Raw genomic sequence first — 11964 nt, 5'->3', positions numbered from 1 at the left:
GGCCGAGTGTCCGCGTGGATCCCGGCCGAAACCCGCGACCCGCGACCGCTGAAGCAGCAGCACGAAGGTCGAGTGCTAAGCGGGGCGGCGGGCCGAGTGTCCGCGTGGATCCCGGCCGAAACCCGCGACCCGCGACCGCTGAAGCAGCAGCACGAAGGTCGAGTGCTAAGCGGGGCGGCGGGCCGAGTGTCCGCGTGGATCCCGGCCGAAACCCGCGATCCACGACCGCTGAAGCAGCAGCACGAAGGTCGAGCACTAAGCAGGGCGGCGGGCCGAGCGTCCGCGCGGATCCCAGCCGAGACCCGCGACCGCTGAAGCTAAGGTGCCGGGATGAGTTTGCGGCTGGCGGCATACGCGGTGTGTGTTGAAGGTGGGCGGGTACTTCTTGCCCTTTCCGTGCCCGCGGAGGGGGAGAGCACCTGGACCCTTCCGGGTGGACGGGTTGAGCAGGGAGAGGACCCGTTCGACGCGGTGATCCGAGAGGTCGCCGAGGAGACCGGCTGCGACGGAAAGGTCGAACACCTGCTGGGCGTCGACTCACGCGTAGTCCCAGCGGTCGACCGCTTGCCCGGCCTGCCCGATCTCCACAGCGTCGGCATCTTCTACGCCGTCCGAATCACCGGCGGCGAACTCCGCCCCGAACCAAACGGCGACACCGCCGAGTCGATCTGGACACCACTCCCCGAGGTCGCCGCCCTACGCCGCTCGTCACTGGTCGACATCGGACTCGCCCTAGCCAAGTCAACCCCAACCACCGGCCACGTCACCCCCGTCCCAGTCGGCGGCTTGATCCAGCACTAGCTCACCACCCAGCACTAGCTCATCACCCGCGCGAACCCACCACCCGCGCGAACCTGCGACCCGCGCAGACCCCCACCACCCGCGCAACCTGCGACCTGCGCAGAACCCGCCACCCGCGCAAACCCGCGACCCGCGCTGAACTCTCGATCCGCACACTCGCCCCCGTGGAGCCGGTCACGGCCACAGGTCGGCTCATCTCCTGCGTTGGGATCACCGCCTGCTGGCCTCACCGACTGGGGAGCGACACCCATCACGCTCGGCCTACCTGGCGGTCCCGCTGACCTGTCCCTCCGCGTTCGCTAAGCGGAGTGGGCGTCCGTCGTGGGTGGCGCCGGGGGTTTGGCTCGGCGCTTGTACTGGGCTGGTGCCCGTGGGGCAGGGGTCTCCGGTGCTCGGTCGCCGTTTGGCGGAGCGGATCCCTGCCCGGACTAGGCAAAACCTTCGCGGGGCATGCCACCAGCGGAACTCCGCTGGCTGGCCGTGGCTGTGCAGGACGACGTACTGGATGACGCGCTGAGGCAGCGGCATGGAGCGGGGGCCGCCAGGTCGGCTTGCTGGTTGGGTTGGCTTGGGGTCTGCGGAGCGGCGGACTGCTGGAGGTCGGCTCGCTGGTGTGTGGAGCAGGGGGCGGGGTGTGGCCGGCGGGCCGACGGGTGAGGGATGGGTGTGGGGTTTGGTGCCGTGTTGGCGGGTGGGGCGATGGTGTGTGGGTGTGGCGACCGTTGCTGGGGCTGGGGATCTGGTGGGTGGGAGTGCTGGTGGGGTTAGAGCTTTAGCCATTCGGTGTGGGTGGTTACTGCAGCTAGTTCTGGTTCTAGGGGGTCCACGCCTATGCCGGGGGTGGTGGGGACGGGGAGGTGGCCGTCTTCGAGGGTGAAGGGTGGGGTGATGTCGGTTTGGTAGTAGCGGGAGGAGGCTGAGGTGTCGCCGGGGAGGGTGAAGCCGGGGAGGGCTGCCAGGGCCAGGTTGGCGGCTCGGCCTAGGCCGGTTTCCAGCATGCCGCCGCACCAGACGGGGATGCCGTGGGACTGGCAGACGTCGTGGATTCGGCGGGACTCCAGGTAGCCGCCTACTCGGCCGGGTTTGACGTTGATGATCGAGCAGGCGCCGAGGGAGATGGCTGCCGCGGCGGCTCGGGCTGAGGTGATGGACTCGTCGAGGCAGATGGGGGTCTTGAGGTGGCGGGCCAGTTCGGCGTGGCCGAGGATGTCTTCCTCGTCGAGGGGTTGCTCGATGAGGAGGAGGTTGTACGGGTCGAGGCGGGCCAGGTGGCGGGCGTCGGAGACGGCGTACGCGGTGTTGGCGTCGACCTGGAGGAGGACGTCGTCGCCGAAGCGGTCGCGGACGGCGGCTACGGGCTCGATGTCCCAGCCTGGTTGGATTTTCAGCTTGATGCGGAGGTAGCCCTCGTCCAGGTAGTTGCCTACGGCGTCCAGTAGTTCGTCGGTCGAGGACATGATGCCGACGGAGACGCCGCAGGGGACTCGGTCGTGGACGGCGCCCAGTTCGCGGGAGAGGGGGCGGCCTTCGGCGCGGAGTTCGGCGTCGAGGACGGCGGTCTCCAGGGCCGCTTTGGCCATGCGGTGGCCGTGGAACTTTGCGAGGGCTGGGGCGACGCCGACGGCGGTGAGGTGGTCGACCGCGGCGAGGGCGGGGACGAAGAAGCGGCGGAGGACGTCTGCGGCGGCGTCGACGTACTCCGAGGAGTACAGCGGGCCGGCCATGGCGACGCACTCGCCCCAGCCTTCTGCTTCGGCGGTGACGACTCGGACGAGCAGAGCGTCGCGGGTCGTCTCGGTGCCGAACGACGTGCGGAACGGGGAGACCAACGGCAGGGAGATTCGCCGTAGCTCGACTCCGGTCAGCTTCATCAGATGAGTCCTCTCGCGGGAAGTTCGAGTACGTACCAGCCGGTGCGGTCGAAGCCGATCACCCGTGCGCCGTCAGCCAGTAGCCCGCCGAGCACGTCGCGGAGGGCCGCCCGCCAGGCTTTCGCCGCAGCTGGATCCGTCTGGCGGAGACCTTCGATGTCGGCTGGTACGGCGACCAGCACCGTTCGGTCCGCCGACAGGTCGGCCGGCCCGGCTCGACCAGGGAGCGGTGAGGCTCCGGCGGACCGAGGCGATCCGACCAGGGGGCGGCCGTCGGCCGAGCGGGTCAGGGCGATTGTTGCTTCGGGCATGGAATGGATCGACAGGCCGGTGGGGTGGGTGGTGGCGGCTGTCGTGACAGCGGGGGTGTCGAGGTCCCAGCGGACCAGGAGGCGGTCGGTGTCGTCGCCGTTGTTGATGCTGTCGTGCATGCCGCCGTAGAAGTTGGTCAGGTACTCGGCCGGGTGGGCGGCGAGCTTGACCAGGTTGAAGTAGGCGTTGCGGCGGATCAGGGGGTCGAAGGTCCAGGAGATCGCGGTGACGCCGCGGTGCAGGGCCCAGGCTCGTTGGTGGAGTTTGAGGGCGAAGCCGACGTTGCGGCCGCGGGCCGCTGCGGAGACGCCGGCGACGTGGCTGTGCATGGCGACTTCGGCGGGGGCGGAGAAGAAGCCGACGCAGGCTCCCACCAGTTCGTCGCCGTCGTACGCGCCGGAGACGTAGTTGCCGGCCTTGGTGAGGGCGCGGAGGAGCTCGGTGGTGACCGGAGGGTTCTTCGGGTCCGGGCGCCAGATCGAGTCGTAGAGGTAGTAGACGCCGTCCAGCTCCGACAGTTCGGTGAGCATTCGCACCTGCACGCCGGCTGAGGCCGCTGCTGCCTCGGAGGCCTGGTCGGCTGCGCTGGTCGATGGGCTGACATCCGTCAGCGGCGTGCTCATGGTCTGTCCAGCAGGTCGGCGATCAGGGCCGTCAGCAACGTCGTACGGGGGACGATCTCGGCGACCACGACGTGTTCGTCGTCGGCATGGGCGCCGCCTCCGACCGCGCCCAAACCGTCGAGGGTCGGGGTGCCGACGCCGGCGGTGAAGTTCCCGTCGGATCCGCCGCCGACGGAGGTTTCGCGAAGCGGAGGAAGGCTGAGTGAAGAGGCCAGCTCGCCGGCTCGTTGGTACAGCGCCTCGGACATCTTGCGCTCGAGCGGCGGGCGGTTGGGACCGCCGATGATCTCGAGCGTTGCCTCAGGGAGGACGGGTTGCAAGGCATGCAGAGCGGCGTCCACGCGGAGTTGCTCTGCCACCGTGCGGGCTCGTACGTCGACCAGGAAGTTTCCGGCCGCGGGGACCGTGTTGCGCGTGGTCCCCGAGGTGAGTGCCGTTGGAGTCACAGTGGTCCCGAGGGAAGGGTCGCCCAGCGCGGCGATCGCGAGGATCTGGTGGGCGGCTTCGATGCTCGCGTTCACGCCGAGCTCCGGCTCGAGGCCGGCGTGCGCGGCGCGGCCGACGATGCGGATCTCGTAGTTGGAGACTCCCTTGCGCTCAAGCTTCAGAGCGCCTTCGTCAGCGGAGGCTTCCAGCACCAGAGCCGCAGCACAACCGGCTGCCTCCGACTCGATCAACGCACGTGAAGACGGCGACCCGAGCTCTTCGTCGCCGGTCACGAGCAGGGTGACGCCGTCCAAGGACGGCAACGCGGACAGGGCGTGGAAGGCCATCACCAGACCGGTCTTCATGTCGAAGGAGCCCGGCCCGCGAATCACCCCGTCGGCGACCGCGAACGGATGAGTCGCCAACGAACCTAGCGGCCAGACGGTGTCGTGATGCCCGAGCACGAGCACCCGCGACGGCCCGTCGCCGAACTTCCAGCGCAGGTGCGTCCGCCCGTCCACCACCTCGTACGACGGTTTGCTGCCGAGCCGCTCTGCCCCGAGCTGGGCGACCACGTCGGCGCTGCGGGCCACCGCCGCGAGATCCGACGACGGCGACTCGCACGTCACCAACGTCTCCAGATCCGCCAGCATCAAGGGCAACGAGGACGTCATCAGCCCACCTTCGGTGTGGCGCGGACGCCGAAGTGCATGTACTTCTCACCGGTCGGCAACGCGTAGAAGGTGATCGCCGACCAGGTCAACGACCCCGGCTGCCGTACGACGAACAGATCGCCGCTCGCGTCCGCCGGCTTCATCTCGAACTCCTGCGCAGGCTCGGGCATCAGCTCCGCCAGCGGTCCGGTCAACGTGACCCGAACCATCGGCCGACCGTCCTGCACGTAGACCTCCTGCAGCGTGCTCGCGCGCTCGTACCGTCCGACGTGCCGGTGCAGATCGATCTTCGGCGTCTCCGGCAACGGCCCCAGCGGCAAAGGCATCGCTACGCCGGCCAGGTCCCGGAAGATCTCCCGGTACAGCTCCTCGTACAGGTCGTGCGTGTTGCCGCCGTTCGTCAGCAGCGAGACAGCCAATCCCTGTGACGGCAGGACGCGGAGGAACGCGGCCTGGCCGATCGTGTTCCCGTCGTGGCCGATCAGCCGGTGGCCGTCCCAGTCGAACCGGATCCAGCCAAGGCCCCACGAGTCGCCGAGGGTGTGCTTGTCGGGCAGCTCGGCCTGCTTATCAGCCATCGCCGTCACGCTTTCCGAACTGAGCACCCGCTTGCCGTCCGGGGAGACGCCGTCGTTCAGGTGCATGCGGGCGAAGGCCAGCGCCTCGGCCGCGGTCGACGTGATCAACCCGGCCGGGCCGAGTGCGCGGGGGAGTCCCCACACCGGCGCCGGTGACAGTTCGTCCTCGCCGACGTGCCCGACGGCGGCGCGATGCAGCAGCGCCTCCTCCGGCAGCGTCACCGTCCGACGCAACGCGAGCGGCGTGAAGATCCGTTCGCGCAGCACTGCGTCCCAGGTCTTGCCGGTGAGCTTCTCGATCACGCGGCCGGCCAGTGAGAAGCCGGAGTTGCAGTACGACCAGGTCGCGCCGAGCGGGTGGTTCTGTCCGACCTCGACCAGCCCGTCGACGTACTTCTCCAAGCAGTCGTCGCCGCGGCCGGTGTCGGTGAACACGTCGCCGTCGATCCCGCTCGTGTGCGTCAGCAGCTGCCGCATCGTCACCTGCTTGGCGACGTCGGGATCTCCGAGCTGGAGCTCGGGCAGCACCTGCATCAGCGGCGCATCCAGATCGAGCAGACCCTCGTCGACGAGCTGCAGGGCGAGCGTCGCCGTCCACACCTTCGACATCGAGCCGATCTGGAAGATCGAGTCCGTCGTCACCGGGACGCCGGTCTCCTTGTGCAGTACGCCGGTCGCCGCCTCCACCAGCTCGTCTTCCTGGTCGGCCTTGAAGCGCAGGATCCCCAGCGAAGCACCGACCACCTTGTGCTTGGCCGCGAGTGTCGTCAGTCGACGCTGCCAGTGCGCGGCGTCGATCCGGGGCCGCTGCGGGCCGCGCGCGTCACCGGCGTACTGCTCGATCCAGTTGACGATGCGTCGGCCGAAGTCGAGTCGGTGCGACGGACGGCCCTCGACGATGAACAGGTGGCTGGCCTCCGGGTAGAGCACCAGCTGAGTCGGTACGCCCTGCTCGCGGAGCGCGGTGTGCCACTGCTGGGCCTGACCGACCGGGCAGCGGACGTCCGCGTCGCCGTGCAGGATCAGCGTGGGTGTCTTCACCTGGTCGACCTTGCTCAGCGGCGACATCGCGCTGAAGTCACCCGGGCCGTTCAGCTCGTACACGTTCAGGAAGTGCGCGGCATCCGACGTGCCGCCCATGCTGGTCAGGTCGCTCACCACGCCGCCGGCCACAGCCGCTGCGAACCTGTTGTCGCGGCTGGTCAGGTAACAGGTCATGAAGCCGCCGTAGCTGTAACCGGCGATTGCGAGCCGCTGGGCGTCAGCGATGCCTTCGGCAACGAGCTGGTCGATCGGCTCGAGGAAGTCGTTGGCGTCCGACGTACCCCAGCCGCCGACCACCGCGTTGTAGAAGTCCTCGCCGTACCCGTCACTGCCGCGCGGGTTCAGCAGCAGAACGGTCCAGCCGCGGGCCGCGAGCTCTTGGTGGTACAGGTGCACCTCGTCGGCCACGGCGTTCCACGCGTTGTGCGGACCGCCGTGCACGTCGAGCAGCAGTGGCTGGGCTCCAGTGGCCGCCGGATCGCGGACGATCCACCCGTTCACCACGGTCCCGTCCGAGATCGTGAACTCGCGCTCCTCGCGCACGAAGGTCTCAACGTCTTCCAGCCCGTACGACGTCCGCTGCGTCACCGATCCATCGGCGAGGTCGACCGTGACGATCTCCCCGTACGACGTCTTGGTGGTCAGCGCGACGGCCGCGACCCCGCCGGCGACTGACAGGCCGGACACGTTCTGACCCGCCTCGCCCAGCACTCGCCGAGGCGTACCGCCAGCAACCGGTACGGCGTACAGGTGGCTGCAGCCGCGATCCCGCACGCAGAACAGGACCGTCTGGCCGTCCTCGATCAACGTGGGAAGGGCTCCCGGGTACGCCGGTCCGCCGGGCATCACGTTGCGATCGAGCGGCGCCGCCAGGTTCACAACGTCGCCATCGGCCAGCGAGAGCCGGAGCAACCCGGCGTGTCCCACCGGCCCGGTCGCGCTGCCGACGATCAGCAGGGACTCACCGTCGCTGGTCCACGACACAGGACCCGCCAGCCCTTCCTTCAGGCCGACCTCCTGCGGCTCGGCCTTCTCGTCCGTCGCGTCGAGCACGTACGCCGGTGCGGTCGGGATGAGGTCAGCGTTGGGCGCCGTGCCCGCGCCGAACGCGACCTTGGTCCCGTCCGGGGACCAGTCCGGGTCGCCCGCGTGCCAGTCGCCCTCGGTCGCCTGGCGGCACTTCTTCGTCCCGACGTCGAGCAGGTGGACGTGCTTCCGGTAGGTGCGCAGCCAACCGGCGCCGTCCGCCTGGTAGTCCAGACGCTCGGTGACGATCGGCGCGTGGCCACGGTCCTCGCGTGCCTTGTCTTCCTCACCGGCCAGGGCGGCGATGTCGACCGGAGCGCTGAAGGCGATCCGTGTCCCGTCCGGACTCCATCGCGGCGCGCCGGCACCGAGGGGAAGCGTCGTGAGCTGCTCCGGCTCGCCGCCGCCAGCCGGGAGAACCCAGAGCTGAGCGGGCCCGTCCTTGCCCCGGAGGAAGGCCAACTGTGAACCGTCCGGCGACCAGGCCGGCGAGCTGTCGCCGTCGCTTCGGGTCAACTGCTGCGGCTCGCCTCCCGAGACGGCCACGCGCCAGAGGTTCCGCAGGGTGCGGTCCGCGGCGCGGTCGGTGGTCCGCAGGACGTACGCGAGCTGGGAGCCGTCCGGCGACAACGCCGGCTGCTCCGGCACGGACAGGTCGGTCAGGTCGTCGATACGCAGACGTCGGGTCACAGGGAGTCCTCCTTGGCTACGGAACCGGCGGTCACCGGCTGCAGAGCGCCGGCCACGTGGTGGCAGGCGGCGCGATGACGTCGGCGGTCGGCGTCGGTGGTGGGATCAATCGTCAGGCAGTGCTCGCGATCGGCGAGCACGAACGGCCCGATCGGGCAACGAGGGTGGAACCGGCAACCGCCGGGTGGATGGTGCGGATCGGCCGGCTCGGCGTCGGCGACCACTTGGGCGGCGCGCTCGGCCACCGCTTGCGCCGCTGGGTCCGCGAGCAGTTGGGCCACGGGATCGAGCAGCGTGGTCGATCCGCGGCGAGGTGCGGCCGCGAGCAGTTCCTTCGTGTACGGATGTTGTGGATCGGCGAGCACGCCCGCGGCGGGACCGAACTCGACGATGCGGCCCAGGTACATGACGGCGATGAAGTCGCTGACGTAGCGCACCACCGCCAGGTTGTGGGAGATGAACAGCATCGACAGCTGCAGCTCACGTTGCAGCGAGCGGACCAGGTTGAGCACCGTGCCCTGGATCGACACGTCCAACGCCGAGGTGATCTCGTCCGCGATGATGACGTCGGGTTGCCCGGCCAGGGCCCGCGCGATGGCGACTCGTTGCCTCTGGCCACCAGATAGCGCTCCTGGATAAGCAACGGCACGATCCGCCTCGAGCCCGACCAGTTCGAGCAGCCGGGCCACCTCCTGCCGGCGTACCGGACCCGACCGTGGCACCGCCTCGGCGATCGAGTCGCCGATGGTCATCCGTGGGTCAAGCGACGAGTAGGGATCCTGGAAGACCATCTGCAGGGGACGCCGTCCGCCTGGTCGACGGCGTAGTGGTTCGCCGTCGAGCAGGATTCGGCCGGACGACACCTCGGCCAGCCCGACCGCAGCGCGCGCCAGCGTCGACTTGCCCGATCCCGATTCGCCGACCAGTCCGACGACCTTGCCGGACGGCACGGTCAGATCGACCTCGTCGACGGCCGTCAGCGCGCGACTGCCCGCGCCGTACCGGACCGTCACTTGGTCGAACCTCAGCTCACTCATCGCTGCCCCGTCCGGATCGATTCGATGCTCAGCAACGGCTGGCCCTGAGGATTCCAACAGGCCACCCGATGGCTTTCGCCTACCAGTTCAGGATCCTTCGACGAACAGGCCCCAACAAGGAACTCACAGCGCATTCTGTAGGCACATCCCGCGCCAACTGCTGACGGCTCAACAGGTCGTCCGGGAATCACCGCCAGCGGCTCGTCGAGCGGCGTGTCCAGATCCGGTACGGCGGCCAGCAACGCCCGCGTGTAGGGATGCTGGGCCCCAGTCACGAGTTCTGAGGCGGAGAGGTCCTCGACGATGCGCCCGGCGTACATCACCAGCACCCGGTCGCAGACCTGCGCGACCACGGTGATGTCGTGGCTGATCAGCAGGACGGCGACCTCGTCGGTCTCCCGGATCGTCTCCAGCAGCCGCAGCACCTGGCGCTGCACGGTGACGTCCAGAGCGGTCGTCGGCTCGTCCGCGACGATCAACGCGGGCGCGCCCATCAGCCCCATCCCGATCATCGCCCGCTGCCGCATCCCGCCGGAGAACTCGTGCGGATACTGCCGCGCCCGCCGTTCCGCCGCCGGCACGCGCACCGCGCGCAACCGGTCGACGGCCCGTGCCATCGCCTGCCGCCGGCTCAGTCCCTGATGCTCTCGAGCACCTTCAGCCAGCTGTACGCCGATCCGCTTGGTCGGGTTGAACGACGTCATCGGATCCTGGAACACCATCGCGAACGACGTACCCAACAGCCGTCGCCGTGTCGCCGCGCTTGCGCGGTCCGCGAGCCGGCCGAGCAGCGGCGCGCCGAGAAAGGACAGCTCGGAAGCTGAAACCTGCCCAGGCGACTCGATCAATCCGGCGACGGCGAGCGCCGTGAGGCTCTTGCCCGAGCCGGACTCGCCGACCACCCCGACGATCTCGCCCTTGTGGATCGTGAAGCTGACGCCGCGCACCGGCGTGATCGGCCCGGGGAAGCTGACCCGAAGATCCTCCACGACCAGCACCGCCTCGTCGTCGACCGGCGCCGCCGGAACCGTCTCCGGCGCAGACGCACGCAGTCGCGGACCGAGCAAAGCCGGCACGCCAAGGCCCTTCGCCACAGCCTCACCGAAGAGGTTGAACGCCAGCCCGGCGATCACCACGGCGACACCTGGCGCAAGCGCGGCCGCGGGATGGACGTAGATCCCGTTCAGCGACTCGCCCATCAGCCGACCCCAGTCGTACGCCGGTGGCTGCACGCCGAGACCGAGGAAAGACAGGCCTGCAAAAGCAAGCAGTACGCCGCCCGCACCGATCGTCGCGTTCACGACCAGCGGCTCGGCGATGTTGGGCAGGATGTGCCGCAGCAGGATCCGGAACCGGCCGACGCCCGCGATCCGCGCCGCCGCGACGAAGTCCCGCTCGGCGATCCCTGCGACCAGCGTCTGCGTCAGCCGCGCGAACGCCGGTGCGCCGGCCAGACCGATCGCGAGCACCGCGCCCTTCGCGCCGACGCCGAAGATCACCGCGAAGAAGAGCGCGAGCAGCAGGCCGGGGAAGGCGACAGCGATGTTCACGATCGCCGTCGTCAACCGCCCGAAGCGTCGGCCCAGCAGTACGGGTGCGGTGCCGAGCAGCAGGCCGGCGAAGACGCCGAGAGCCGTTGCCAGCAGCGCGAGCACGATCGACGTACGGGACGCGACGAGCACGCGGTAGAAGATGTCCCGGCCGAGGCTGTCGGTGCCGAGCCAGTGCTGGGACGACGTGCCTTCGAGCAGGTGCTCGGTGTCGATCGCGCTCGCCTGATCGGACCAGATCAGGGGTGCGACCACGGCCAGCAGCAGGACTGCGAGCAGGAGCACGCCCGCACCGGCGCCGACCGGCGTACGGAGAACTGCGATCCAGCGGGTGCGTCGGGCCATCAGCTCTCCCGGATCGTCGAGCGCGGATCGAGCAGGGCAAGAGCGATGTCCACGGCGAGGTTCACCAGCAGTACGCCGACGCCGTACACGAGTACGACGCCCTGCACGAGCGGGTAGTCCTTGGCGAGGATCGACGAGACGATCGTGCTGCCGAGCCCGGGCCAGCCGAAGACGTTCTCGACCAGCACGGTTCCGGCGACCATCCCGCCGAGGAGCAGACCGCCGAGGGTGATCGTGGCCGTGACGGCGTTGGGCAGCGCGTGGCGGAGATAGATCGCGATCGCCGGCAGGCGCTTCGCTCGGGCCGTCCGTAGATAGTCGGTCTGCAGGACTGCGAGCAGCTCGACTCGGCAGATTCGGGCGAGTACGGCGGCGGGTCCAACGGCCAGGGAAAGAACAGGCAGCACGTACGACGAGACGTTGCCTCGACCGGCGACCGGGAACCAGTGGAGCTGCACCGCGAACACGTAGACCAGCCCGACCGCGAGCAGGAACTCAGGAATCGCCGCGAGCACCACCGAGGTCGACGTGAAGGTCAGCTCGGCCTTCGGTCGTCGGCCGGCGCGCGTGAGCACGCCCATCGCGAGACCGAGTGGCAGCGCGATCAGAACTGCGACCACGAAGGCGGCGACGGCCAGCACCACGGTCGCGGGCAGCCGATCGCTGATCACGTCGGAGACAGGGAGACCGGTGGTGATCGACGTACCGAGGTTGCCGGTGAAGAGGTGCTGCAGGAAGTGCAGGTACTGCAGCCAGAGTGGGTCGTTCAGGCCGAGCGACTCGCGTTGCGCGTCGACGAGGCTCTGGGCGGCGACCGGCCCAAGCGCCGCTCGGACCGGGTCGCCGGGGATCAGATGGATCATCAGGAAGGCAGCGCTGAGCAGAGCGAGTACGGACACGACCAGACGGGTGAAACGGCGAGCTGCGAACCGAAGCCAGGGATTGATCTCTGGACGAGCTGCTGTGGCAGGGACCGTCGTCATCGGC

At 69.2% G+C, this 11964-nt stretch carries 8 protein-coding genes; 1 reads left to right on the top strand and 7 read right to left on the bottom strand.

Translation table 11 applies throughout. The features are described from left to right. The first annotated feature begins 330 nt into the window (after positions 1-330). Entirely contained in the window at positions 331-801 is a 471-nt protein-coding gene (locus ACYVIO_RS41215; RefSeq protein ID WP_460656456.1) for an NUDIX hydrolase, read from the top strand. Positions 802-1565: 764 nt separating this feature from the next. Here the strand turns inward: ACYVIO_RS41215 and menC are convergent. The 7 genes from menC to ACYVIO_RS41180 are packed head-to-tail and all read right to left on the bottom strand — an operon-like array spanning position 1566 to position 11960. Next, the gene (gene menC, locus ACYVIO_RS41210) at positions 1566-2672 is read right to left on the bottom strand and encodes an o-succinylbenzoate synthase (RefSeq protein WP_460656455.1); all 1107 of its coding nucleotides are present in this window, start codon (positions 2670-2672) and stop codon (positions 1566-1568) included. Next, complete coding sequence (locus ACYVIO_RS41205) at positions 2672-3607, bottom strand: GNAT family N-acetyltransferase (protein ID WP_460656454.1); 936 nt, start codon at positions 3605-3607, stop codon at positions 2672-2674. Before ACYVIO_RS41205 ends, menC begins: the two co-directional genes overlap by 1 nt. Next, positions 3604-4707: a M20 family metallopeptidase gene (locus ACYVIO_RS41200; RefSeq protein WP_460656453.1), complete on the bottom strand. Its 1104-nt coding sequence runs from the start codon at positions 4705-4707 to the stop codon at positions 3604-3606. Before ACYVIO_RS41200 ends, ACYVIO_RS41205 begins: the two co-directional genes overlap by 4 nt. Next, positions 4707-8045, bottom strand: a complete 3339-nt coding sequence (locus tag ACYVIO_RS41195; RefSeq protein ID WP_460656452.1) for a serine hydrolase — start codon at positions 8043-8045, stop codon at positions 4707-4709. Before ACYVIO_RS41195 ends, ACYVIO_RS41200 begins: the two co-directional genes overlap by 1 nt. After that, positions 8042-9082, bottom strand: a complete 1041-nt coding sequence (locus ACYVIO_RS41190) for an ABC transporter ATP-binding protein (protein WP_460656451.1) — start codon at positions 9080-9082, stop codon at positions 8042-8044. The genes ACYVIO_RS41195 and ACYVIO_RS41190 overlap by 4 nt, the downstream gene beginning before the upstream one ends. Then, the gene (locus tag ACYVIO_RS41185) at positions 9079-10977 is read right to left on the bottom strand and encodes a dipeptide/oligopeptide/nickel ABC transporter permease/ATP-binding protein (protein ID WP_460656450.1); all 1899 of its coding nucleotides are present in this window, start codon (positions 10975-10977) and stop codon (positions 9079-9081) included. The genes ACYVIO_RS41190 and ACYVIO_RS41185 overlap by 4 nt, the downstream gene beginning before the upstream one ends. Further along, a complete protein-coding gene (locus tag ACYVIO_RS41180; RefSeq protein ID WP_460656449.1) occupies positions 10977-11960 on the bottom strand; it encodes an ABC transporter permease in 984 nt (327 codons plus the stop codon). The genes ACYVIO_RS41185 and ACYVIO_RS41180 overlap by 1 nt, the downstream gene beginning before the upstream one ends. Between the last annotated feature and the right edge of the window lie 4 nt (positions 11961-11964).

The organism is Kribbella endophytica, from assembly GCF_054781295.1.
Note: the sequence above shows the minus strand (reverse complement) of the source record. Positions and strands in the feature narration are given on the sequence as shown.